General features: G+C 64.2%; 25 protein-coding genes. 8 read left to right on the top strand and 17 right to left on the bottom strand.

The window, feature by feature from the left end:
- Positions 1-18: 18 nt before the first annotated feature.
- Positions 19-450, top strand: a complete 432-nt coding sequence (locus tag DM868_RS11535) for a universal stress protein (protein WP_137277024.1) — start codon at positions 19-21, stop codon at positions 448-450.
- Here DM868_RS11535 and DM868_RS11530 read toward each other — a convergent pair.
- Both DM868_RS11530 and DM868_RS15655 read right to left on the bottom strand, forming a co-directional pair.
- Positions 447-872, bottom strand: a complete 426-nt coding sequence (locus DM868_RS11530) for a hypothetical protein (protein WP_137277023.1) — start codon at positions 870-872, stop codon at positions 447-449. The two genes, DM868_RS11535 and DM868_RS11530, sit on opposite strands and share 4 nt — an antisense overlap.
- 51 nt (positions 873-923) lie before the next feature.
- A complete protein-coding gene (locus DM868_RS15655; protein WP_281280704.1) occupies positions 924-1,046 on the bottom strand; it encodes a hypothetical protein in 123 nt (40 codons plus the stop codon).
- Between the two features lie 108 nt (positions 1,047-1,154).
- Between DM868_RS15655 and DM868_RS11525 the strand changes: the two genes are divergently transcribed.
- Positions 1,155-2,276: a thiamine pyrophosphate-dependent dehydrogenase E1 component subunit alpha gene (locus DM868_RS11525; RefSeq protein WP_137277022.1), complete on the top strand. Its 1,122-nt coding sequence runs from the start codon at positions 1,155-1,157 to the stop codon at positions 2,274-2,276.
- A gap of 13 nt (positions 2,277-2,289) precedes the next feature.
- Here the strand turns inward: DM868_RS11525 and DM868_RS11520 are convergent, their stop codons facing one another.
- Positions 2,290-3,630, bottom strand: a complete 1,341-nt coding sequence (locus tag DM868_RS11520; RefSeq protein WP_137277021.1) for a cytochrome P450 — start codon at positions 3,628-3,630, stop codon at positions 2,290-2,292.
- A 69-nt stretch (positions 3,631-3,699) separates the two neighbouring features.
- Positions 3,700-4,887, bottom strand: coding sequence for a redox-regulated ATPase YchF (locus tag DM868_RS11515; protein ID WP_137277020.1), 1,188 nt, complete (start codon positions 4,885-4,887; stop codon positions 3,700-3,702).
- 154 nt (positions 4,888-5,041) lie between these two features.
- Between DM868_RS11515 and eif1A the strand changes: the two genes are divergently transcribed.
- Positions 5,042-5,326 (top strand): translation initiation factor eIF-1A, encoded by a 285-nt coding sequence (eif1A, locus tag DM868_RS11510; RefSeq protein ID WP_137277019.1) that lies wholly within the window; start codon positions 5,042-5,044, stop codon positions 5,324-5,326.
- A 76-nt stretch (positions 5,327-5,402) separates the two neighbouring features.
- On the opposite strand, the gene DM868_RS11505 is transcribed toward eif1A, so the two are convergent.
- On the bottom strand, positions 5,403-5,597 hold the full coding sequence (locus DM868_RS11505) for a hypothetical protein (protein ID WP_137277018.1): 195 nt from the start codon (positions 5,595-5,597) through the stop codon (positions 5,403-5,405).
- Between the two features lie 30 nt (positions 5,598-5,627).
- Positions 5,628-6,491: an MBL fold metallo-hydrolase gene (locus tag DM868_RS11500; RefSeq protein WP_170964493.1), complete on the bottom strand. Its 864-nt coding sequence runs from the start codon at positions 6,489-6,491 to the stop codon at positions 5,628-5,630.
- A gap of 55 nt (positions 6,492-6,546) precedes the next feature.
- On the opposite strand from DM868_RS11500, the gene DM868_RS11495 reads away from it, so the two are divergent.
- The 3 genes from DM868_RS11495 to DM868_RS11485 all read left to right on the top strand — a co-directional run bounded on the left by DM868_RS11495 (position 6,547) and on the right by DM868_RS11485 (position 9,495).
- Complete coding sequence (locus DM868_RS11495; protein WP_137277016.1) at positions 6,547-7,230, top strand: phosphoglycolate phosphatase; 684 nt, start codon at positions 6,547-6,549, stop codon at positions 7,228-7,230.
- A 120-nt stretch (positions 7,231-7,350) separates the two neighbouring features.
- Positions 7,351-8,973, top strand: a complete 1,623-nt coding sequence (locus DM868_RS11490) for a GTPBP1 family GTP-binding protein (protein ID WP_137277015.1) — start codon at positions 7,351-7,353, stop codon at positions 8,971-8,973.
- A gap of 162 nt (positions 8,974-9,135) precedes the next feature.
- The gene (locus tag DM868_RS11485) at positions 9,136-9,495 is read left to right on the top strand and encodes a M48 family metalloprotease (RefSeq protein WP_137277014.1); all 360 of its coding nucleotides are present in this window, start codon (positions 9,136-9,138) and stop codon (positions 9,493-9,495) included.
- A 28-nt stretch (positions 9,496-9,523) separates the two neighbouring features.
- On the opposite strand, the gene DM868_RS11480 is transcribed toward DM868_RS11485, so the two are convergent.
- Positions 9,524-10,588, bottom strand: coding sequence for a pyridoxal phosphate-dependent aminotransferase (locus DM868_RS11480; protein WP_137277013.1), 1,065 nt, complete (start codon positions 10,586-10,588; stop codon positions 9,524-9,526).
- Between the two features lie 107 nt (positions 10,589-10,695).
- On the opposite strand from DM868_RS11480, the gene DM868_RS11475 reads away from it, so the two are divergent.
- Positions 10,696-10,881, top strand: a complete 186-nt coding sequence (locus DM868_RS11475; protein WP_137277012.1) for a hypothetical protein — start codon at positions 10,696-10,698, stop codon at positions 10,879-10,881.
- Between the two features lie 198 nt (positions 10,882-11,079).
- Here DM868_RS11475 and DM868_RS11470 read toward each other — a convergent pair whose 3' ends face one another.
- The 4 genes from DM868_RS11470 to coxB form a co-directional block, all read right to left on the bottom strand.
- Positions 11,080-11,349 carry a cytochrome C oxidase subunit IV family protein gene (locus tag DM868_RS11470; protein WP_137277011.1) on the bottom strand — a complete coding sequence of 90 codons (270 nt, stop codon included), beginning with the start codon at positions 11,347-11,349 and terminating at the stop codon, positions 11,080-11,082.
- A gap of 37 nt (positions 11,350-11,386) precedes the next feature.
- Positions 11,387-11,521 carry a hypothetical protein gene (locus DM868_RS15650; protein WP_281280703.1) on the bottom strand — a complete coding sequence of 45 codons (135 nt, stop codon included), beginning with the start codon at positions 11,519-11,521 and terminating at the stop codon, positions 11,387-11,389.
- A 274-nt stretch (positions 11,522-11,795) separates the two neighbouring features.
- Positions 11,796-14,270, bottom strand: a complete 2,475-nt coding sequence (locus DM868_RS11465; RefSeq protein WP_137277010.1) for a cbb3-type cytochrome c oxidase subunit I — start codon at positions 14,268-14,270, stop codon at positions 11,796-11,798.
- On the bottom strand, positions 14,270-15,001 hold the full coding sequence (gene coxB, locus DM868_RS11460) for a cytochrome c oxidase subunit II (RefSeq protein WP_137277009.1): 732 nt from the start codon (positions 14,999-15,001) through the stop codon (positions 14,270-14,272). The genes DM868_RS11465 and coxB overlap by 1 nt, the downstream gene beginning before the upstream one ends.
- 129 nt (positions 15,002-15,130) lie before the next feature.
- On the opposite strand from coxB, the gene DM868_RS11455 reads away from it, so the two are divergent.
- Entirely contained in the window at positions 15,131-15,358 is a 228-nt protein-coding gene (locus DM868_RS11455; RefSeq protein WP_137277008.1) for a hypothetical protein, read from the top strand.
- Positions 15,359-15,541: 183 nt separating this feature from the next.
- Here DM868_RS11455 and DM868_RS11450 read toward each other — a convergent pair whose 3' ends face one another.
- The 6 genes from DM868_RS11450 to nuoL all read right to left on the bottom strand — a co-directional run bounded on the left by DM868_RS11450 (position 15,542) and on the right by nuoL (position 24,496).
- Complete coding sequence (locus DM868_RS11450) at positions 15,542-16,912, bottom strand: heme o synthase (protein WP_137277007.1); 1,371 nt, start codon at positions 16,910-16,912, stop codon at positions 15,542-15,544.
- A 113-nt stretch (positions 16,913-17,025) separates the two neighbouring features.
- The gene (locus tag DM868_RS11445) at positions 17,026-17,832 is read right to left on the bottom strand and encodes a CBS domain-containing ParB/RepB/Spo0J family partition protein (protein ID WP_137277006.1); all 807 of its coding nucleotides are present in this window, start codon (positions 17,830-17,832) and stop codon (positions 17,026-17,028) included.
- 52 nt (positions 17,833-17,884) lie between these two features.
- Positions 17,885-19,348 (bottom strand): DHH family phosphoesterase, encoded by a 1,464-nt coding sequence (locus DM868_RS11440; RefSeq protein ID WP_137277005.1) that lies wholly within the window; start codon positions 19,346-19,348, stop codon positions 17,885-17,887.
- An 85-nt stretch (positions 19,349-19,433) separates the two neighbouring features.
- Positions 19,434-20,918 (bottom strand): NADH-quinone oxidoreductase subunit N, encoded by a 1,485-nt coding sequence (locus DM868_RS11435; RefSeq protein WP_137277004.1) that lies wholly within the window; start codon positions 20,916-20,918, stop codon positions 19,434-19,436.
- Positions 20,918-22,465 carry a complex I subunit 4 family protein gene (locus DM868_RS11430; protein ID WP_137277003.1) on the bottom strand — a complete coding sequence of 516 codons (1,548 nt, stop codon included), beginning with the start codon at positions 22,463-22,465 and terminating at the stop codon, positions 20,918-20,920. The genes DM868_RS11435 and DM868_RS11430 overlap by 1 nt, the downstream gene beginning before the upstream one ends.
- Entirely contained in the window at positions 22,466-24,496 is a 2,031-nt protein-coding gene (gene nuoL / locus DM868_RS11425) for an NADH-quinone oxidoreductase subunit L (RefSeq protein ID WP_137277002.1), read from the bottom strand.

Raw genomic sequence — 24,496 nt, 5'->3', positions numbered from 1 at the left:
CCGCAGACGAACCGTGATATGTTCGAGACGATACTCATCCCGGTTGACGGAAGTCAGTACGCCGGACGCGCGGCCCGCCGAGGGTTCGAGATCGCGAGCGTGTTCGGTTCGCACGTACACCTCGTCTGTGTGGCCGATACTGGACCGCTGGCGAACTATCAACTCCCAGGCGAGCATGAATCTGCCGCCAAGGCGATAACCGGACGCGCCGAGGCGATCGTCGAGGAACTCCGAACGCGAGCACCGGAGGGACTCGAAGTGACGACCGCGACGCCGACCGGGGCGGCGAAGACCGAAATCGTCGAGTACGCCGCGTCAATCGATGCGGACCTCATCGTGATGGGAAGCCGCGGCCGAGGCGGTGTCGAGCGTCTCATGCTCGGAAGCGTCACCGAACACGTCGTGCGGGTGAGCGACATCGACGTGCTCGTCCACGGCGGTAGGAACTAGCGACGTTCGGCCGCGATCTCGTTGACGGTTCGGGTCCGAATGCCGAACCCCCATCCAGCGAGCGCGAGCCCGACGTACACGCCGACCCCCGGAAGGGCGTGAAGCGCGGGCGCGGTGGCGATCGTGAGCCCGGCGGTATCAATGAGTCCGCTCAGGACGATGGAGAACAGGAACAGTCCGATGCCGACGTCCGTGGCGCGCATGGTGGGCATTCGCCCGTCACCAAGCGCTGGCTTGAGGCGGCCGAGGGCGTAAAACAGCAGTCCGTAACTGAGCCATCCAAGGGCGAGATACGGGAGGCTTCGCGTGAACTCGTCCGGTAGATATCGAGGGAGGTAAGCGATGTGTACGAGTGTCGTCACGCCGAGTGCGGCGACGGCGACTCCCACGGTCAGACGCGCGTGAGATGGACGAGAGGACATATAGGATCCACGACAGCCTGTATGAAAAGACCCGCGGGGTATCCGGACGGATTAGATTATCACTCCAACGATCTGGTAGAGGACCCCGATGACGAACGCGGCGATGAGGACGACCGTCGTCCCGATGACGATCGGGGAGAGGTGCTGCTCCTCGTCGAGAATGTAATCTTTCATACGGATGGTGGGACCGTAGATCGGTATATAGCTGGCGCTTCCTGTGGGGCCCTCGATCGACAGGACGGACGACCACAAAACTATGGTTCCCCGCTCGGTTGAGTCGATATGGATTTCGAGGACGCCGACGTTCATCGACGGCTCGACGCCGATGGACGGCCCATAGAGCCCGGCTACGAGCCGCCCTTATCCGACGAGCGGCTCCGTGAGCTGTACCGCGACATGAAGCTGTCTCGGCACTTCGACACCCGGATGATAAGTCTCCAACGGCAGGGCCGGCTGGGAACGTATGCTTCCTCGGCAGGCCAAGAGGGCTCGCAGTTCGGCTCGATGTATGCGATCGAGGACGACGACTGGGTCTTTTATCAGTACCGCGAGCACGGTTCGGTGATCGACCGTGGCGGGCTGGCGGACTACGTCCGCTACTGGTTAGGCTACGAGACGGGCAATGCGACCCTCGTCGATCACCACATCGCGCCGTTGAATATCGGCATCGCCGCCCACATCCCGCACGCCACCGGGATGGCGTGGGGCTCGAAGCTCCGCGGCGACGATACCGTCGTCGTCTGCCACTTCGGGGAGGGATCGACGAGCGAGGGGGACTTCCACGAGGGGCTGAACTTCGCGGGCGTCTTCGACGTGCCGGCGGTGTTTATCTGCAACAACAATCAGTGGGCGATCTCGGTTCCCGCCGGCAAACAGACCGCGAGTCGGACGTTCGCCGACAAGGCGAACGCCTACGGGATTCCGAGCCTCAGGGTCGACGGGATGGACCCGCTCGCGACGTTCGAAGTCGTGCGCGACGCCGCCGGGCGGGCGCGCGATCCGAACGCCGAACCACCGGAAAGGGCGAGCGGCAGCGCGACCCGGCCGACGCTCGTCGAGGCGGTCCAGTACCGCTTCGGCGCGCACACGACCGCCGACGACCCGACCGTCTACCGCGAGGACGAGGAGGTCGAACGCTGGAAGCGGTGGGACCCGATCCCGCGGCTCGAAACGTTCCTCCGAGAGCGAGGAAGCCTCGACGACGAGGCGATCTCGGCGATCGAGACCGACGTGGAGGCGGTCGTCGCCGACGCGATCGAGAAGGGCACCGACGTCGAACCCGATCCCGACGACCTGTTCGAAGACGCCTACGCGGAACTCCCCGATCGCGTCGTCGAACAGCGCGAGTACCTGCGCCGCCTCCGCGAGGAGTACGGCGACGGGGCGCTGTTAGAAGAACACTGATCGGCGCGAGCGGCTAGTCGAGCGGATCGATCGTCGCCGAGATGCCGGCCGCCGGCCGGAGTGTGGGCGTCAGCCGAAGATCGTCGAGCGCGTCGTCGGGCACGTCGACGTCGAAATCGCGGACGAGGCGGGCGAGCACGAGCGTCGCGCCACTCAGCGCGAGTCCCCGTCCGATACAGGCGTGCGGACCGCTGGCGAACGGCCGATACGCGGCGACCGCGTTCGGATCGCGCCGCGCCCAGCGATCGGGGTCGAACGCGTCCGGCTCGTCGAAATAACGGGCATCACGGTGGATCGACCACAGCGGAACGATGACTGCAGCGCCGTCTTCGATGGTGTATCCGCCCAGCTTCACGGGGCCGTTCACCCGCCGAAAGACGGCCCAGGCCGGCGGGTAGAGCCTGAGCGCCTCTTGATAGGTTCGTTTCGTGTACTCGAGCTCCGAGAGATCATCGCGAGTCGGTGGCCCGTCTCCGAGGGCGGCTGTCGCCTCCTCGCGGACCCGACGACGAGCCTCGGGGTACCACGAAAGCAGACACAGCGTATAGCTGAGACTGAGCGCCGTCGTCTCGTGGCCCGCGATGAGGAAGGTGGCGACTTCGTCTCGGATCTGGTTTGTGGGAAAGTCGACATCGGGGTCGCCCTCGGCGCGGAGGAGCGCGGTGAGCATATCCGAAGCATCGGTCCGCTCACCGGCGGCGAGGCTTGTTCGCCGTCGCTCGATGAGCCCCTCACTCAGTTCGCGAATGCCGGTCGCGGCCTCGCGAAACGCCGGAGAAGTCGGCGTCGGGACCCACTCTGGGAGGACGGTTTCGAGGCCAAACTCGAACTCCTCGCCCGCGATGCGCATCCACTCGTGAAACTGATCCGCGCTGGCCTTGCCGATGTCTTCACCGAGAAGTATCTCCGATGCGACGCGGACCGTGAGCGACGTCATCTCGCGGTGGAGGTCGGTCCTCTGACGGCCGATTTCCGCCCACTGTGTGGCCCGCGATTCGATCCGCTCACCGGTCGTGTTCGCATAGGCCGTCACCTGTCGACCGCCGAACGACGGCGCGACGATCGAGCGCTGTTGGGACCACAGGTCCCCCTCGCTTTGGACGAGCCCGTTCTCGGCGATCATCGCGACCGCACCACGTGCGGGGATTCTGGTAAAATCGTCGGGGCGGTCGAGCGCCTCGGCGACGAGGTCGGGACCCGTCAGGATGACGAGCGGTGGTCGTCCAGGGATCGAGATCGACGTCCCGTCGTCGAACCGAGCCTGTATCGCTTCGAGAAATCTGATGGTGTCGGTCCCGAACCGGAGACCGTTGAGGAGCCCCGCTTTCGGCGGCGAGGGCAATCGCCGTGCCATGGCTACCGGTAGGTCCAGACGGTATTGGGGCTTTCGCGCCCGGCAGCGTCGTCCGGAATCGGTCCGGTGTCAGTTCGTCGTCGTGATCTCGATCACGTCGCGGTGGGACAACTCGGTGTCGGCGCCGATCTGCCGTCCGGAGCGAACGTCGTGGGCGTGCAGGAAGCCCTCACCGATGTCCGTGTGGAGGTAGTAGGCGAACTCCTCGGCGGTCGATCCGCCGGGGAAGACGAAGCAGTCCTGTAAGAAGCTGCCGTCGTTCTGCGGTTTTCGCGCACCAGGGAACACCGCGATCGCGCCCAGTTCCTCAAACAGCGCCGTCTCGATGGCGCGCTGAACGCCCGTCTCGCCGAACTCGCCGAGGAAGTCCTCGATTTGGTCGAGCCCCGCACGTTTCTCTTCGGGGAGCTCCCCGAGAATCTCGAACTCGGCGTCGCCGGGGCGGTAGTCGAGGACGCCGGCCTCGTCGCCCTTCTTGAGCGCCTTCTCGGCGTGGGCGGAGACGGGCACGAACGTCAGGTGCTCGTAGTCGGGATCGTCGGTGATCTCGGCGTAGTTCTCCCGAGCGGCCTCGGCGTCGGCCTTGTTGGCGCCGATCACCATCGGTTTGGTCCGAATCCGGATCTCGCGGGCCAACGCCTCGCGGTCGTCGTCGTCCCACGTTTCGGGGTCGAGGTCGAGTCCGAGCGCGAGGATAACCTGCTTGAGTTCGTCCTCGGAGATGCCGAACGCGGACATCTGTTCGGCGAGATCGGCCTCGATTTGCTTCTCCTCGCCCGCGTAGCCCGACCGGTAGCGCTCGATCCCCTTTTTTAGGATATCGAGATACCACATGTCGAGTTCGGCCTCTAGAAAGTCGATGTCGTCGCGGGGGTCATGTCCTGTCGTCGGCTCGCCCTCGAGATCGGTCCGGCCGGTGAAATCGACCACGTGGATCAACACGTCGGCCTCGTTGAGATCGGTCAGGAACTGATTGCCGAGCCCTTTTCCCTCGTGCGCACCGGGGACGAGCCCCGCGACGTCGACGAGCTTCGTCGGAACGAATCGGACGCCCTCGGCGCAGTAGCCGTGGTTCGGCGTGCAGGTGTGATCGAACTCCGGGGCCGCACACTCGACGCGGACGTACGCCTCGCCGATTGAGGGGTCGATCGTCGTGAACGGGTACGCGCCCTCGGGCACGTCGTTCATCGTCGCCGCATTGAAGAAGGTGGACTTGCCGACGGAGGGTTTCCCGACCAGTCCGATCGTGTAACTCATTGCCCGAAGAAGGCGAACGCGCCGCTAAAGGGTTGTCAAACCGACCGAGGGAGGCTGAGAGTACCACGCACAGACGTTTCGACCGCGACCACTGAATGGGATTCGGTGACACGGATCCCGGATGGTTTTTCCGTGAGGGGGTCGTATATAAACCGTGAGTGAAGAAAGCGGGCGTCGAAACCTACGGATGCCCAACGACAACGAGCTGTTCGCCGTGGTGACCCAACACGACGGTGGGAACCACGTTCGCGTCCAGTGTGAGGACGGCAAGAGCCGCATGGGCCGGATCCCCGGTCGCATGAAGTACCGCGTCTGGATCGAGGAGGGCGACACCGTCCTCGTCGAACCGTGGGACTGGCAGGACGAGAAGGCCAACATCGAGTGGCGCTACGACAGCCAGGACGCGGAGCAGCTGCGACGCGAAGGCCACATCGACTGAAACGTTTTACATTGGCGGTCGCCGATTCGAAGCCGACACGGAGCCGCGCGTGCGGCGAATCGATGGGCCGAACGGCTCAAAACTGGTACTCGTCGACCCCGTCGGGGCGCTCTCGGTCCTCCTCTTTGGACTTACCGAACTCGGCGAGACACTTCGTGCAGAGCCCGGTGGACGGATCAAAGTGATCGAGACAGACGAGCCGTCCACACCGGTCGCACGCGTCCTCGACGGATTCGGAGCCGCAGATTTCACAGAGTCCGGCGACGCTCATACCGATACTTCGGTCCCCATCGGCCTAAAGCTACTCCCGGTCGAGATAGTGGAGCACACCTTCGACGTCGAGTTCGACGGAGAAGCTCTGCCATTCGTCTCCAAGCGAGCCGGCGATCGCGGCCGCATCGTTACCGTGTTCGGCGCGCAGTTCGCGGACGGTATCCACCCACTCGGGGAGGAGCCGTTCGTACCGATCGAGCTCGCGGACTGCGTCGCGGCTTCCGGGGCCGAAGTGGCCGTAAAAAATCCGCGCGGGGTCGTACGCGCGGAGCCGATCGACGGTGTCAAGCATCGTTTCGAGGTCGAACTCCGGCGGCGGCGTCGTCGGGCGGAGCGCGCCCTCGAAGTACATCCCCGCTGAATCGATGGTAAAGAGGCCTTCGGTCGCTGGATCGAAGACGGCGTAGTGCGTCGACGCGTGGCCGGGTGCGTAGATCAGTTCGAGTTCCCGGTCGCCGATATCGACAGTGTCGCCGCCCTCAACGGCGCGACAGCGATCGGGGTCGAGGAGTTCGGGTTCGCCGTAGGCGTTCTCCTCGCCCATCACCCGGTCGACGCTCGATTTGAGTCGCTCGAAGTCGTCGGAGGCAGTCAGGAAATCGAAGCCGTACTCGTGGATATAAAACGTCGCGTTGGGAAGTTCGACAGCGAGGTGTCCGGCACCGCCGGCGTGGTCGAGGTGAATGTGGGAGACGAGCACGTGTTCGACCTCGTCTCGGTCGATCCCGACGGCGTCGAGCGCGTCGTAGATCGCCTCCACGGAGTCCGCCGTCCCGGTGTCGATCAGCGTCGGTTCGGGAGCGTCGATGAGGTACACCGAGAGGCCGCCGGCCATCCCATCGAGGAGCGGATCGACGGTGTGGATGTCGTCGAGTGCGCGCGTGACTGGCATGGAGTACCGTACGGCGGACGAGGACTTCATGTCTCCGGCGACCGAAACGCGGCCAATGGTTCCGCCGCTCGCCGCCGACATCGACGGCACGCTGACGCGCCCCGACAAATCGATCGACCCTCGCGTGTTCGACCCGATTCGGAAGTGGGAGGCCCCGGTCGTCATCGCGACCGGGAAGTCGTTTCCGTATCCCGTGGGACTGTGTGAGTTCTTCGGGATCCCTCTGAACGTCATCGCGGAGAACGGCGGCGCGGTCTACGTCGAATCCGTCGATGAAGTGCTCTACAACGGCGATCCGGAGGGTTCGCGGGCCGTCGAGCGCGCGTATCTCGACGCCGGCTACGAGCTCGGCTGGGGTGCCGTCGATCCGGTCAACAGGTGGCGCGAGACCGAACTGGCCGTCGCCCGCGACCAACCGCTCGAACCGCTCGTCGAGATTGCGGACGAACACGGGATGGTTGTCGTGGACACGGGGTACGCCTACCACGTCAAGGCGCCCGATGTCGACAAGGCGAGCGGCCTCGAAACCGCGGCCGCGGCGCTCGGGTACGACCCGGAGGCGTTCGTCGCGGTCGGCGACTCCGAAAACGACGCCGAACTGTTCGAGCTCGTGGGACGGTCCTTCGCCGTCGAAAACGCCGACGAGACGGCGAAACGGACGGCGGACGGCGTCACCGAGGGCGCATTCGCCGACGGCTTTTTGCAGGCGCTCGATCGGGTGCGCGAATCGGATACGTAGCCGTCCGTACCCCGCTGGATCCGAACGGAGGTGAAATCCGGACACGGGGACCAACTGACGGCCTTTTTCGCCGGTTTTCCGGGGAAGGCTTTTAGCGGCGTGGTTGTTACCCTCTCGCGTATGAGCGCCGACCGGGCCGCACTCCGACGCGCCCTCAACCGGGGCGAGCGGGAGGGCGGCAGCGTCGAATTCAAAGAACGGCTCACCCGAACGACCCACCTCGCTGAGGGCCGCTTGGAATCGCTCGTTGCCCAGCTTCGCCACCGGATCCTCTCGGGCGACGGCGAGGCGACGTACGTCGTCGGCGTCACCGACAACGGCGGTATCGCCGGCATCTCACCGCCCGCCTTTTCCGAGTCAATGGACGTCCTCTCGCTTTTGGCCGACGAGGCGGGCGCACACATCGACGACGTCGAGACGTGGGGCGTCGACGGCGAGGACGCGACGGACGCGGATGGGCTCGTCGGCGTCGCGACCCTCCGCGAGGGATCCGTTCTCGAAGCCGACGACGACCACATCGTCGTCGGGACGGCCGGCCACGTCGATCACGGCAAATCGACGCTCGTCGGCTCGCTCGTGACCGGCTCGGCGGACGACGGCCAGGGCGGCACCCGGAGCTTCCTGGACGTTCGCCCACACGAGATGGAGCGGGGGCTCTCGGCGGACCTCTCCTACGGCGTCTACGGGTTCGACGACGACGGCCCGGTGCGGATGGACAATCCACACCGGAAATCCGACCGAGCGAGGATCGTCGAGACGGCGGATCGACTCGTTTCCTTCGTCGACACGGTCGGCCACGAACCGTGGCTCCGGACGACGATCCGAGGACTCGTCGGGCAGAAGCTCGACTACGGCCTCCTCGTCGTCGCGGCTGACGACGGCCCGACCCGGACGACACGCGAACACCTCGGCATCCTGCTGGCGACGGAGCTACCGACGATCGTGGCGATCACGAAGGCCGACATGGTGTCGGAGACGCGTACCGACGAGGTCAAACGCGAGGTCGAACAGCTCCTCAGAGACGCCGACCGGACGCCACTACCGGTCGAACGCCACGGGATTACGGCGGCGATCGACGAGATCAGCGAGCGGGTCGTCCCGATCGTGTCCACGAGCGCAGTGACACAGACCGGCCTCGACGTGCTCGACGAACTGTTCGAGCAGCTCCCGAAAACCGGCGCGGAGGCGGGCGAGTTCTCCATGTACGTCGATCGGACCTACAACGTGACTGGCGTCGGCGCGGTCGCATCCGGGACGATCCGCTCCGGACGCGTCGAGGCTGGCGACGAACTCTTGGTCGGGCCGTTCGCCGACGGAACGTTCCGCCCCGTCGAGGTCCGCTCGATCGAGATGCACTATCACCGCGTCGACGAGGCCGCCGCGGGCCAGATCGTCGGGCTCGCGCTGAAGGGGATCGCGGAGACAGATCTCGAGCGCGGGATGGTACTCCTCCCCCGGACGGCGGAACCCAACGCAGTCCGTGAGTTCGAGGCCGAGGTGATGGTGTTGAACCACCCGACGCGGATCGACGATGGGTACGAGCCGGTCATCCACCTCGAAACCGTGAGCGAGACCGCATCGATCCACCCCGAGGGTGGACAGCTCCTTCCGGGCGACACGGGCGTGGCGCGCGTCCGGTTCAAGTTCCGCCCCTACGCGATCGAGGCGGGCCAGCGGTTCGTCTTCCGGGAGGGCCGATCGAAGGGCGTCGGAACGGTCACTGAGATCACGGGCGTCGAGTGACGGAGCGCGTCGAGCTCCCACACGCGTCCCATGCGACGGCTCCTATTTCGCATTCTGGTGGCGTTCGACGGGGTCGAGCTGCGCTTCGCGTACGCACTCGTCGCCTTCGTCGGTGGCGTCGTCCGCGCATCGGCGTGACTCCGCGGCGAGCGCCCGCATCCGCTGGCCCTTCACGCTGCGACGGTCCGGTGGCTGGTCGCACAGGCCGTCGTCATCCTGCTGTTCGCGTTGACGCTCGCGTTGCGGGCGCACTCACGGCGACGCGAGTGCGCTGCGGACGATCGACCCGTCGACGCGACCGCCGATCTCAGAGCGCTGGCCCGCGCGCTCGTGAAGGTTCAGCGGGCCGCCACGCCCGGGCGGGGAATACGCTCCTCGCTGTACGTCCACGGGGACGAGGAGGGGATGCTGAGTCGACTGCTCGCGACGCACCCGCCGGTAGCAGAGCGGATCGAACGACTGATCGGTCGCGCGAGCGAACCGCGGGAGGATTATCCAACCCGACGATCGCAGCGACGGTAACGGGACCGTTGGGCGGGGCGGCCCACGTTCAGCTGTGTCGGGCGAGGAAGGCCTCGATCCGCGACAGCCCCTCCTCGAGTTCCTCGCGATGCAGCCCGAATCCGATCCGAAACCACTCGGGCCGGTCGAACGCCTCGCCGGGGGCGAGAACGACCGACTCCTCCGTCACGAGGCTCCGACAGAAGGAGTATCCACCCGCGAATCCCGGTGGGACCTCCACGAGGGCGTTGACGCCGCAGTCGGGGGCCGACCACGCGAGCCCGTGGGCGTCCAAGGACGCTTCGACGGCGGCGCGGTTGTCCGCGACGTGTTCGCGGTTCTCCGCGAGCAGTTCTGCGCGCCGGTCAAACGCCTGCTCGGCGACGTGCTGACCGAATTTCGGCGGGGCGATCGTCGTGTAATCCTTCCAGTTTTCGGCGGCCGCGAGGACCCCGCGCGATGCGCAGAGCCAGCCGAACCGAAGGCCCGCGAGGCCGAACGATTTCGAGACGCCGCCAGTCGAGATCCCGTACCGCCCGAAGCTCGAAACCGGTGCGATCGGGTCGGGCGAGAGTAGTCGATACACCTCATCGCAGAGCAGATACGTCCCGTTGTCGGCACAGCGCTCGTACACCGCGCGCATCGTCTCCTCGCCGTGGTACCGACCCGTCGGGTTGTTGGGATTGACCACGACGACGAGATCGGTGTCCGGCCGCAGTGCCGACGCGACCGCGTCCGGATCAAGTTTCCAGTCGGGCTCTTCGAGCGGAACTCGCGTGACGTCGCAAAGCGACTCCGCGAGGCCGGTGAACGAACCATATGTCGGCGTGACGACGACGACGTGAGTGTCGGCGAGCGCGAGCAACGCGAGGAAGTTCGCTTCCTGTGTTCCACACGTAAAGAGCGTCTCGTCGGCGCTTCGGCCGTGATGGTCGCCGATCTCGGCTCGAAACGTCGAGTCGCCGGCGGTCGGAATGACGTAACCGAGTTCCCCGGGATCCGTGTCGAATCGGTCTGCCGAGAGCGGTCTAACGCCGCTCTCGGCAAGCATCACGTCCGCGTCGACTTCGACCTCCGCGAGCCAGCGTTCGAGTCGGAACGGTTCGATCTGCATACGCACCGATCGGGTGGGTACACAAAAGGAATGTCGTCGGTGGTGATCGAAACGCGATGCCGGTCCGCTCGGGAAAGACCTATGGTCGCGGACGAACAGACACAAGTATGAACATGAAGACGGCGCTCGTCATCGCGTTCGGTGCCGCCATCGGGCTCCCGTACGTGACTATCGCACTGCTAGAAGGCGGCGGATCGGCGGGTCCCGCACTCGTCGGCGGACTCTTTATCGGCGCGATCTTCCTCGTCGTCTGGAGCGACTTCGGCGGCGGCGAAACCTCTGACGACGCCTGAAACCGTCGTTTTATCCACGAACGGCGAACATCGGAACGCACGCTGTATGCAGAACGAGCCCTTGCGGGCGGCTCGGCGATAGTATAGTGGTGCTGTGACAACGAGAGATCACTAGTGGGAGCACGCGCTAGGGTAGGAGTGACGCCAGATCCGATGGCTCAGATGCGGCAAAAAAGATCCCAAATTGGTGCCGATCCGTTAGGTGACCGAGTAGCTCGCCGCCGCCATGAGCAACAGAACGAGGGCGAGGCTCAGGGCCATGAGCCATGTCAGCGACCGGTTCTCCGAGCGGAGATGCTGGAAGTAGCCGACGATCAGTGCAGTCTTTAGCGACGCGGCGATCATCGTCGCGGCGAAGGCGTCCCAGTAGCCGAAAAAGGGAATGTTGAAGAAGATATACTTCGACGCCGCGAGCGCGAGCAACGCGATGTAAATGCCGGTATACAGCTTGAGGGAGTCGGAAGCCATCCTTGTCTACGAATTTCAATGGCACGTGTGCATATAATTATTCCTGTCCGCTACCGCGGTAGCGCTCCCAGACGAGGTAGGCGATCACAGGACCGACGATCCAGAACCCGACACCGAGGAGCGCCCCAACGATTCCGCTCCATATGGGTGGATCCAGAAGTGAATCGATCATATCTCCCCGTTTTGTCCGAGTGGTATAAAGCTACTCGGACGACACCCATGTCTCCGCGTATAGAACGCGAACAAACAGTTGGTGGACGACCACCGCAGTCGGAGAGACGAACAGAGGTCGCCACTACGGATTGTTGACCCACCTACTGGTGTTCGCCCAACGTTCAGTATCGAACGAAAACGCGCGAACGTCCCGGCGCTCGCCGCGGGCACGTACCGTCCATAGACATCGCTCCGAGTGTTGTCTCGACGGCAAAAAGCGGAATCGGCCGCGGTCAGAAGAGGTAGAACAGCGGGAACAGGAAGACCCAGACGATATCGACGAAGTGCCAGTAGAGGCCGAAGTACTCCACCGGGCGGTGGTCATCGAGGTAGTACCCCTGGTAGGCGCGGACGAGGAGGAACGCCGCCACGATGAGGCCGATGATGACGTGGATGCCGTGTAGACCGGTCGTCACGAAGTACAGCGTCGCCTGAATCGGCGGGCCGTACGGGTTCTGCGTCAGCGTGATGCCGACGTCGTAGATCTCGTGATGCCATTCCCAGGCCTTGATTCCGAGGAAGGTAAAGCCGAGCAGCATCGTCGCACTGAGGCTCGCGATCAGTCCCGTCCGGTTTCGCCGCCGGGAGAAGACGAGCGCGAGGATGACGGTGAACGACGAGGTCAACAGCACGAACGTGTTGACGAGCCCCGGCAGCGAGTCGAGTAGCGACGTCCAACTCCGCCAGCCGGAGTTGACTCGAATGAAGATAGCCGCCGAGATGAACGCGCCAAAGACCAGCACGTCGGAGGCCAGGAAGAACCACATACCGAGCTTGTTCTTCTCGATGTTGTCGAACGGCCAGCGGTTAGCGATCTTCGCGGGCGGGGCGTAGAAGTCTTCGAGCCCCCACTTGACGCTGGTGTACAACAGCGCGACCAAGCCGGCGACCGTCAACAACGGGTACATAATCGTACCCTCGAGCGCGACCGAGACGCCACCGAGGGTCGATCCGGGTTCGATCGCGAGTGATTGTGCGATGCCTGAGAAGCCGAGCAACATCACCAACACCGAACCGCTCACAGCGATCGGCCAGATGCTCGTGTGCGAGGGGTGTTTGTCGCCGAGGAGGTAATCGCTCGCCTCGTTCGACGTCGCGTGACCGCCGTCGGTCGCGGCGGGACCGTCGTGGCTGCGCTCGATGAACTCGAGGTGGCCGCTCGCATAGGATGGACGGCCGTCCCAGTTTTCGAGCGGCGGCGGCGACGAGACGGCCCACTCGGCGGTCCGTGCGTACTCCCACGGGTTGTCCGGCGCGACCGGGCCCGAGAGGTAGCTCTTTCCGAGGTTGTAGAACATGATAAAGAACGACAATCCGAGCATGAACGCACCGATCGTCCCGATCTGGTGTGAGGTGACGAGCGACTGTTGGTACTCGAACACCCGGCGTGGCGTCTCCCAGGCCGTGAACATCGAGAAGTAGACGATGTTGAACGAAACAAAGAACGCGACGAAGTGAACCTTGCCGAGGAGCTCGTTGTACATCTTCCCGGTTATCTTCGGGAACCAGTAGTAGATGCCCCCGATGAGCGCGGTCGCGCCGCCGAACATCACGTAGTGGAAGTGAGCGACGACCCAGTAGGTGCCGCGGAACTGGTAGTCGAGCACGATCGCACCGAGGAAGACGCCGGTGATTCCACCGAGGATGAACAGCAGGAGTGATCCGAACGCGAAGAGGAACGGCGTCTTGAAACTGACCCGCCCCTTTATTAACGTGTATATCAGGGCGAACACGAGCAGGTCGAACGGTAGCGAGATGCCGATCGTACTCGCCATCATCAGCGTCTTGATCTCGAGGTTGATCGTCGACAGGAACATGTGGTGCATCCACACGAGGAACGACTGAATCGCGATCAACACGAGTGCGATGATGACCCACTTTCTGCCGACGAGTCTGTTCCCGGAGAAGGTCTGGAAGATCTCGAGCATGACCCCGAGTGCCGGGAAGAAGACGATGTACACCTCGGGGTGGCCGAAGAACCAAAACAGGTGTCCCCAAAGCAGCGCGCCACCCTCGGTTGCGGAGAAGTAGACGCTGCCGAGGATCCGATCCGCCGAGAGGATCAACAGCGCGCCAGCATACGTCGCGAACGCGAACAGCATCATCCACACGGTCGCGAGGATGGACCACGAGAACATCGGCATGTCCATCAGCCCCATCCCTTCCGCACGGGAGTGATGCATCGTGACGAGGAAGTTCACCGTCGAGGCGGTGACAGCGGCGACGAACATCGCGATCGCGAGGACGGTGCCTGTCGATCCGATGCTCGGCGTGTACGCTGGCAGGTTGAGCGGCGCGTAGAGCGTCCAGCCGCCCGTCATCGTCCCGCCTTGGAAGAACGACACGCCCATCAGCACGCCCGAGAACGCGTACATCCAGTACGACAGGGCGTTCAGGCGCGGGAACGCGAGGTCGTCAGCCCCGATCTGGAGCGGCACCAAATAGTTCGCAAAGCCGAATGCGAACGGCGAGAGGAACCAAAAGACCATGATCAGGCCGTGAGCCGTGACAGCCTCGTTGTACCCCATGCCGTTCCCGCCGAGTACCATCGTTCCGGGGTTCCAGAGCTCGACGCGAATGAGAAGCGCCAACACGCCGCCGAAGAGCAGGAAGAACGTCGAGGTGAGGAGATAGAGGATACCGACGTCCTTGTGATTCGTCGTCGTGAGCCAGCGTCGAATCGACGAGGTTGGGGGGAGTTCGCTCATCAGCTACTCACCTCCACTTGGCTCTGTGATGTTCCCTCGTCCGTTCCTTCATACCACTCGTTGAATTCGTCCGGTTCCATAACAGTGACTTGACCGCCCATCTGCGAATGACCGATTCCGCAAAGTTCGAAACACTCGATCGCGTAGGTGCCCGGTTCGTCGGCGACGAACCAGGTGGTAGCAGTCTCTCCGGGGATCGCGTCGGCCTTGACGCGCAGTTCCGTTATCCCGAACGCGTGCCAGACGTCGTCGGAGGTGACATGTAACCGGATCACCTGATCCTCGCCGGCCGGCACTCGCATTTCGTTCAGCGACGTCTGTCCGTTGGGGTACTCGAACTCCCAGCCGAACTGGAAGCCGACGACGTCGATCTCCATACTCCCCTCGGTCTCGACTTCGGAGGTCGGTCCCGCCTCGACGTACAGGAGGAGCGTGTACGAATAGACGACGACGCTGATGACGACGATCGCGCTGAGTGCGAAGGAGAGAAACAGCTTTTTGCTCTTTCCGCCGCTCTGCCCGGTGGGAAGTTCACCGAGCTGCGGCGCGTCGAATGACGAGCCGTCGCTCTCGCTCCCGCGATATTTATACGCGTTATACAGCGTATAAGCGACGACGACGACACCGACGACGGTTCCGATGGCGAGAAACACCAGGAAGATCTCCGAGAAGACTTCAGCCTGCGCTCGCCAGTTTTCCGGTACCTGCTGCAGTACGAAGGGATCAATCATGGTATATTGTGGCGTTAGTTCTAGTGACGGTGTAATCCACTTAGCTCTTGTTGTACGGGGCGCGACGACCGACGGCAAAGGTTATTTACACGCCTGAAGAAACCACTCGACAGTAGCCGCAAAACAATGATGTCACAGGTTTTCGTACTCGCAGTCGTCGAGGCGTTGGGAGCGTTGTCAGGAATCACGCTGTACGCGGTCTTGATAGTGCTCTCGGTCCTCCTGTTTGGGGGACCCTACCAGATAGCTCGCCGGTCCGGGCTCGGCACTGCTCACGCGGTCGGGGCAGGCATCTCTGGACTCGGTTTGGTGTTCCTCTTCTTGATCGCGCTCCAGATACTGCACAGCCCGATCTAGACGGTACTGTTGGGATCGAGCGGAAGCGATCGAAACGGCCGCCGGCTACGGCCGGGTTCTGAAGAGATCCAAATCGACGGATGAGAGACTTGTCGCCGACTCAGCTGCCACGGATGGATACAGAAGTGACACCGATCGTCGCCAGCCCACGAGTCGACTGTGGCCGACTCGTATGCGGTCCCCTTAGATGGCGAGCGCGTCGACGACGATCGCGACGAGCACGAGTCCGAGGTAGGCGTTCGACGCGTGAAACGCTCTGAAGGCAGCACCTTCGGACTGCTCATAGTGGAGTCGGACGACCATCCACAGGAAGACGGCACCAAGTGCGACCGTGGTGAGTCCGTAGAGCCAACCGAGGTTCGCCACCGCAGCGAGGACGCCAGCGCCGAGAAGCGTTGCGGCGAGATACAGCACGATGTGTTTACGCGTCTCGGTTTCGCCGCGCACGATCGGCATCATTGGGAATCCGCCGCGCTCGTAGTCGTCGCGGTAGGCCAGCGCGAGGTTGTAAAAGTGCGCCGGCGTCCACAGGAAGATGACTCCCGCGAGGACGAGCCCGCCGAGACCGACGGTTCCGGTCACGGCGGCGTAGCCGATGAGCGCGGGGAGCGCGCCCGCAGCGCCGCCGATCACCGTATTTTGGACGGTGTTTGGCTTCAGGATGAGCGTGTAGACGACGCTGTAGAAGGCGATCGCGGCCAACCCGAGTGCGGCGGTGAGGAGATTCACGGTGAGGAACGCCCACAGCGAGGCAACGGTCAACAGCCCGCCGAAGGCCAAGGCGTTCCGAACCGGGACCTCGTGGGTCGCGAGCGGCCGATCCGAGGTTCGCTCCATCCGCTTGTCGATATCGCGTTCGAGGACGTGGTTGAACGTCCCCGACGCGCCGATCGCCAACACGCCGCCGCCGAGCGTGGCGATGACGGTTCGGACCGTTGGCGTACCGGCCAGCACCATCCCGGCGCCCGCGACGAGACAGAGCAACCACATGAGCCGAGGTTTCATCAGCTGAAAGTACGCACCGACCGTGGCTTTGAGCCGCGACATCCCAGAGAGCGTGTGTACGGACGCGGGCGGTTCGACGGGCTCGTCGACCGGTCCGGAAAGATCGGGGGGCGTCTCGGGGGCGTCGTCGGTGCCGGTTTCCGCTTCGAGGTGCCACGCGAGCGCGAGCACCAGCGTGCCGAAGATGACCATCCCGACGAACAGGTGAATCTGTTCGAGCGCCGCGCCGGTGGCCACGAGCGCGCCGAGCCCCGCCTGAAACGGGTACAACGACAGGGACATAACCAGCGCGATTTGAACCCGTCGCGTCACGCGACGCCAGCCGACAACGGCGGCTGCCACGACCAACAGGCCGACTACGGTCGCGGCCGCACGGTGAAAGAGGACAACGAGGACGTCCGGATTTGACAGCGAGCCCTGACAGAGTGGCCAGCCACCGCACGCGGTTGCAGCGTCCGCGAGGGCGGCAGTCGCACCGACGACCACGAGCACATATACGCCGATGACGGTCGCCGCGAGCAGGGACACGAACCCATTCGATCGCATCATCTGGTACCTTCGCGCGCGTACACTTAGACCTCCCGCTTCCAACGGGTTGGGTGAACAACTCGCCCGATCTCCACCCCTCGAACGAGCGTGAATCGTCACGAACGGGGGATGCGCTATTCGGGATCCTGCAGCCGCTTCGTCGTCTCGACGAGCGGGTGATGGCCGTAGTCGACCTCCTCGATGTCGTCGATCGTTTCGAGATTGCTCTTGCGCGCGGTTTTCGCCATCCCCAACTCCACCCGCTGGTCGAGCTGGATAACGTAGGCGTCCATCTCCTCAATCCCGAGCCGCGCCGCCGCCTTCACGCGGTGGTGGCCGTCCGCCAGGAGGAGTTCCCCCGCATTGTCGATGACGACGAGCGGTTCGGCCAGTCCGTTCTGTAGCTCGTAGCTTCGGCCCTCCAACTCGTCGGTGTACACTCTCGTCTGTGTCGGCACGAGCGCCGAGAGATCGACCATCCGGCGTTCTTCGACCGCCTCGACCCCATGGATGCTCTCCAGCGTTCGCAGGAGCTTTCCGACCTTCTCGGGTGTCGCTCGCTCGATCTGAGATCGAATGACATCGGCATTCGAGATGATCCCGACGAGGTTTCCGGCGTCGTCGACCACCGGCAGTCGTTGAATCCCCGATCGGAGGATCACGCGAGCCGCGTCCGTGATCCGCATATCCGGGTGTGCGACGATTATGTCGTCGGACATCACTTTGAAGATCGGATCCATATCATCGGCGAGTAGCAGATCGCGAGCGCTGATGAATCCCTGAACGCGACGCCCGTCGCACACGGGAAAGCCGCTGTGGTCGTCGCTCCCGGCGATGCGCTCGGCCACGTCACCGACGGTGTCGTCCGGCGAAACGGTCGCGACATCGCGCGTCATGTAATCTTTCACCCTCGGTTTACCGTCGTAGGGGGTATCGTCCATTGTCCGAACAACGATGCCGAGCGGCAAAAAGGTCACCTCATCGACCGACTGCTCAGTTGAGTCGATCGTCGCCGTCGCCGGAGTCGGTGTAGACGAACGTCGCTGGATAGTCGGGGACGATCCCGAGCGCCTCGAAGAATCGATCCGTGATCACGTCGGTGATCACGTCGCCGCGTTCGTCGTCGTCGGCCGTTTCGTCAGTCAGAATGCCGACGGGGATCTGTGCGCCCGCCATATCCGCGTGGCCGCCGGCGCTCCCGATCTGTCCGAACGCGTCACGAAGGATCTCGCCGAGGTCGCGTTCGACCCCACGAGCCCGTGCGGAGGCGAACACCGTATCCTCCGTGTAGCCGAAGACGAGCGTCGTCGTGATCGAGTCCATGGCGAGCAGCCGGTCGGCAGCCTGCGCGAGCGTATCGCGATCGGAGATGGGCCCGACGCAGGTCGTCAAGACGTCGTCCTGTACGGTTCGGTTCGAGATGGCTTTACCGAGTATGCCGAGCGTTTCTGTCGAGACGCTCGGTGACTCGACCTGTCTGAGCCGATCAGTATCGGCCAGTTCGACGAGTCCGGCCGCCGCATCGAAATCCGCTATCGAGACCCCGCGGCTGAACTCCAGCGTGTCGGTTCGGATACCGTACAGGAGCCCGCTCGCCAGTTCCTCCGTCGGCTCGATGCCGAATCGGTCGAGATAGCCCACGATGAGCGTACAGGTCGCACCGACGTCGCTACGGAGATCGACGAACTTCGCAGAGACGGGGTCTCTCGGTGGATGGTGGTCGATCACAATATCCACTGGCGTCCCCTCCGGCAGCCCGTCGTTGACACCGGGCCGGGAGTGGTCGACGAGAGCGAAAACGTCGAACGACGAGAGATCGGCGTCGGACGGCAGATTCGTCAGTTCGAACCCGAAGAGGTTGACGAGCGCTCGGTTTTCCTGATGGCTGATCTCGCCGTGGTAACACGCCTCCGCGTCGACCCCGAACTCCATCGCGAGCCGTCTGAGTCCGATCGCCGAGGCGATCGCGTCCGGATCCGGATTGTCGTGGGCGACGACGGCGAGGCGGCCATCCATCTCGTCGAAGACTTCGCGGAGCTTTCGCAGTCGAAGGCCGGGGTCGCCGGCTCGATCGAGCACGGCCTCCCCGACATCGGCCGAGAGGTCTACGATCCGGTCAGCAACTGACTCGACGTTGCGTCGGTCGTCCGCCGTCGTCTCACCGCCGAGACAGACCATGAGGAACGCCGACGGGTAGGCCGAACGGGCCGTCGAGACGGCCGTCCGGAGTTCGTCCGAACCGAGCGGGGCGACGACGACTGAATCGATATCCCCAGCGACGGTGCGAACGTCGTCGACGTTCCCGATGTCGACGTGGCGGGCCGCGATCTCGCCGTCACGCAGCGACTCGGCTCGCTCCGTGTCGGGAGTGAGAACGACGAGTTCGCCCGGCTGATCGGCCAATCGCTCGACGAACGACGCGCCGACCGCATCGTATCCCAACACCAGCCGGTCCATGGCTACCGATGTGCCCTCGACGGTCTAAAGCGTGCTGGACCGCCGATGCGCTTCGGAGGAGCCGTCAGAAAGCGTTCGAGGCGGCTCAGAGCAACGCCGCGGCCGCGTCGAACGCTGCGCCGTCGAAGACGAACAGTCCCGGCAACAGGAGGACGGTCACGACGGCGGCGGTGAGCACCGCGACGTACAGCGCGGTCGGATACCGCTCTATGGTTCGCTGTTCGGCCGGCTCTTCGATCCACACGGCCTTGACGACTCGGCTGTAGTAGTAGAGGCTCAGCGCGCTGTTGACCGCGCCGACCAGCGCGAGCCACCAGACGCCCGCGCCGACCGCGCCCGCGAACAGGTAGTACTTCGAGACGAAACCGCCGCCGACCGGCAGGCCGGCCAAAGAGAACATGAAGACCGTCATCGCGACGCAGGCGATCGGGGCCTCGCGCGCGAGTCCGTTGTAGTCCTCGAAGGTGCGGCCGACCCCCCAGTGTTCGACCAGCGCGACGAAGAGGAACGCGCCGGTGTTCATGAAGCCGTAGACGAGCAGGTGAAGCATGCTCGCGCCGAGGACGGTCGCCTCCGCGCTCAGTCCGCCAACGTTTGTCAGCGCGGCCAGTCCGATCAGAACGTATCCAGCGTGACCGATCGAGGAGTACGCCAGCATTCGCTTGACGTTCTCCTGGGTCGCCGCCGCGAAGTTCCCGACCGTCATGGTGAGCACAGCGAGGATCTGGAAAGCCAACACCCAGTCGACGGCGCCCGCGACTTCCTGTATCGGGAACGCGACGAGCAACACGCGGAAGGCGACGACGAAACCGGCGGCCTTCGACGCCGATGAGAGGAACGCCGCGACCGGCGCGGGCGCGCCCTCGTAGGCGTCGGGTGCCCAGAAGTGGAACGGGACCGATGCCGTCTTGAACGCGAAGCCGGCGATGATCATGAGCAATCCGACGCCGAGAACACCGGTGTAGTTGGCCGCCGCTCCACCGATGGATCCGGCGACATCGGCGAGCAACAGGCTCCCCGTGGCAGCGTAAACGAGCGAGATACCGTAGACGAGGATGCTCGACGAGAGCGCCCCGATCAGGAAGTACTTGAGCGCTCCCTCGACCGAGCCGCGGTTGCCTTTCAGATACGCGACCAGCGCGTAGGATGGAAGACTCGCCAGTTCGAGGGAGATGAAGACGACGGCGAGACTGTTCGCCGACGCCATGATCGACATCCCCGTCGCGGCCAGCAGGACGAGCAGGTAGTACTCGGCCTGGTGGGCCATCCCACGGATGTAATCGAGCGATGCGACCGAGACGAGCGCGGTCACGCTGCCGAAGATGAACGTAAAGAGGAGACTCATCCCGTCGACGACCAGCTGACCGCCGAACAGTTCGACGCCACCGGCGGCCGCATCGGATAACAGAAGCACGCCGGAGGCGGCGAGCGCGGCGATCGATCCGGCGGTTGCGACCCCTGCGAGGAGGCCACTGTCGGTCGCATCGGGCGAGATCATGTCGATCACGAACAGCGCCAGCGCCGCGAGAACGAACGCGCCGACCGGCGCGAGCAGGAGCCACTCGGTCATCAGAGGTCACCTCCGAAGTCGAACGCAATGACGTCGAGCGTCGCATCGCGGATCATCTCGAAGAAGATGTCCGGAGCGATCCCCAGCGCGATGATGAGCACGACCAGCGTGAGCAGCGGAGCGAGGTCGTGTATCGGGGCGCGGCCGAGGTCGTAGTCGGTTTCGAGTCTGAAGGGGCCGAACAGCGACCGCTGCATCGCCCACAGCAGGTAGCCGGCGACGATCACGATGCCGAACATCGCGGCCGCGGTGAACAGCGGCGCGGCGGGCAGCACCGTCGACTCGAACGCGCCGATGAAAACGAACAGCTCGCCCATGAAGCCCGCCATGAGCGGCAGACCCATGTACGCGAACGCGCCGGCGACGAACACCGTCGCCGTCACCGGCATCCTGCCAGCGATCCCGGACATGTCGCCGATCATGCGCGTGTGCGTCGCGTTGTAGAAGACACCGACGGTCATGAACAGCAGTCCGGAGATGAGCCCGTGAGCGATCATCTGGAACGTCGCGCCGCCGACGCCGTAGACGGTGTAGGCGACGAGGCCCAATATGACGTATCCCATCGAGGAGACGGAGGAGTACGCGACGACCCGCTTGAGGTCCTGCTGGGCGAGCGCGAGGAGCGCGCCGTAGATGATCGAGACCACGGCGATCGCCGCGATCGGCGCGGCGAGCATCGCCGCCTGCTCGGGCAGCATCGTAAAGTTGAACCGAAGCAGTGCGTACGTCCCCATCTTCAGGAGAACGCCGGCCAACAGCACGGAGACGGGCGTCGGGGCCTCGACGTGGGCGTCCGGCAGCCACGTATGAAACGGGACGATGGGGACTTTCACCGCGAAGCCGACGAACATCGCCACGAAGGCGACCATCGCGAGCGTCTCCGGGCCGATGCCGACCGTCGCCGTACCGAGATACCCCAACTGACCGGCCCGGAGCGCCTGGGCGGCCGCGGGCATCGAGGTCGAGGAGATGGCGTCCCCGAGGCCGAACAGCAGCCCGAAGTAGGCGATGAACATGACGAGCGAGGCGACGTTCGTGTAGACGAAGAACTTGATCGCGGCGTACTTCCGGCGCGGGCCGCCCCAGACGCCGATGAGCAGGTACATCGGAATCAGGACGGCTTCCCAGAAGACGAACCAGAGTATAAAATCGAGCGCGGCGAAGACGCCGATGAGGCTGCCCTCGAGAAACAGGATCAGGCCGTAGAACTGGCTCTGTCGGCTGTCGATCGGCGTCCACGCGCTCAGGATGGCGAGCGTCGTCAACACCGTCGAGAGGATGACGAGCGGGAGCGAAATGCCGTCCAGACCGACGTGGTAGTTGACGGCGTAGGGGCCGAACTGCAGCCACTCGGCGAACGTCTCGTAGGCGATTTCGCCGCCGAGCAGGGCGTTTCCGCTCCCGTCGAAGCCGAGATACATGTACAGCGAGACGAGAAGCGGCGGGACCGAGAGCCAAAACGCGAGTTTGGGCGCGTACCGGTCGGGGGCGACGAAGACGACGGCTGCCGCGAGGAAACACAGCAGTATGAGCGCCTCGACGAACATTCAGAACCACCCTCCGAGGACCGCGAAGACCGCGAGTAACGCGAGCAGGCTCAACAGCAACAGCGCCGCGTAATTGGTCACGATACCCGTTTGAATCCGACGCAGACGGTCACCGGCAAAGAGGCTCACGCTCGACAGCGCGTTCACCGCGCCGTCGATGACGCCCTGATCGAACGTGTTGGCGGCGGCGGCGAGTCGGACCGTGAACCCGCGGGCGAGCCACACCTGATACTCGTCTTGGTAGTAGTTGTGCATGAGAAGCGTTCTGAGACCGCCGAGTTTCGCCGTGTGTCTGACCGGCTCCGAGCCGCGATAGAGCCCGTACGCCGAGCTGGCACCGAGCAGCGCGAGGGCAAGGCCGAGGCCCGCACCGAGCAGCACCGTCGTCGCCTCGCTACCGATGTACGCCGATTGATACCCGGCGTACGTCTCCAACAGCTCGCCGTAGTGCTCGCCGTGAGTGAGCAAGCCGACGTCCCGATAGAGATACTGTTCGAGGAAGGCCACGTGGAGCGCGCCCTCGGAGAGCTTCTCGACCGGAACGAGGTTCAGCGCGCCGGCGAGGACCGCGAGCACACCAAGTACCGACAGGGGCAATTTGACGTTCCAGCCGACGCCGTGGGGAGCCTCGGCGGTGTCGCTTCTCGGCTCGCCGTGGAAGGTGAGAAGCACCATCCGGATCGTGTAAAAGCCGGTGAGAAACACCGCCGCGAGCGCCATCGCGTACGCGCCGAACAGCAGCGGGCTCCCGCCGAGCGCGTGGACGAGTGTCTCGAACAGCACCTCGTCTTTCGACCAGAAGCCCGAGAACGGAAAGATGCCGGCGAGCGCGAGCGAGCCGGCGAGGAAGGTGAGATACGTAGTCCGCATCTCGTCTTTCAGCCCGCCCATCTCCCACATGTCCTCGTTGTGGTGCATGGCGATGATGACCGATCCAGCCCCGAGGAACAGCAGGGCCTTGAAGATCGCATGCGTCGTCAGGTGGAAGAAGGCCGCGACGTAGCTCCCCGATCCCAGCGCGAGCATCATGTAGCCGTACTGGCTGATCGTCGAGTACGCGAGCACCTGCTTGATCTCGTTTTTCACGACGGCCATCGTCGCGGCGAACAGCGCGGTGAAGCCGCCGACGAAGGCGATGATCGCGAGCACCGTCGGCAACAGCGCGTAGAAGCCGTACATCCGGGCGACGAGGTAGACGCCGGCGGCGACCATCGTCGCCGCGTGAATCAGCGCGGAGACGGGCGTCGGACCCTCCATCGCGTCGGGCAGCCACGTGTGAAACGGGAACTGCGCGGACTTACCGAACGCGCCGCCCAACACGAGCAGCCCGAGGATCGACAGCCACGTCTCGGCTCCGAGCCCATAGAACGTCTCGCCGGCCTCGATGGCACTCTCGGCAAGCACGGGGAACCCCTCGCTACCGGCAAAGTTCGCGGTGCCGAACGTGACGAGGACGCCGACGACGCCGATGAGGAAGAAGTAGTCCCCGAACCGGGTGACGAGGAAGGCCTTCTTCGCCGCCGACGGCGGGGCGTCCTCGGTGAACCAGTGGCCGATGAGGAGGTACGAGCACAGCCCGACCAGCTCGAAGAAGATGAACGCCATCAGGAGGTTGTCGGCGACCACGAACGCGAGCATGCTCGCGGTGAACAGCCCCAACCCGGCGTAGTAGCGCGGCAGCCCCGGTTCGCCCTCGTCGTTCATGTAGCCGAGCGAGAAGACGTGGACGAGAAACGCGATGAGCGAGACGATCACGAGCATCGCTGCCGAGAGCTGGTCGATCAGGATGCCGAAGGTGAGATCGAAGGTCACCTCGGCGTCAACGAGCGTGTACCACGTCTGGTTGTGCGGCTCGCCGGTCACGAGCAGCCAACCCAGGGTCGCGAGCGAGAGGCCGAGCGCCGCGACCGTCGCGAAGATGCCCGGCACGGCACCCTTCTTCGGCAGCCATTTGCCGAAAAACAGCGCGAGCAGGAACGATACGAACGGGAGCAGGACGATTGCCGGAGTGAGTTCGTAAATCAGCGCCAT

Origin of the sequence: Natronomonas salsuginis (genome assembly GCF_005239135.1) — an archaeon.
GTDB lineage: Archaea > Halobacteriota > Halobacteria > Halobacteriales > Haloarculaceae > Natronomonas > Natronomonas salsuginis.
The sequence above is the reverse complement of the archived record's forward strand: the minus strand, read 5'-3'. Positions and strand labels throughout refer to the sequence as shown.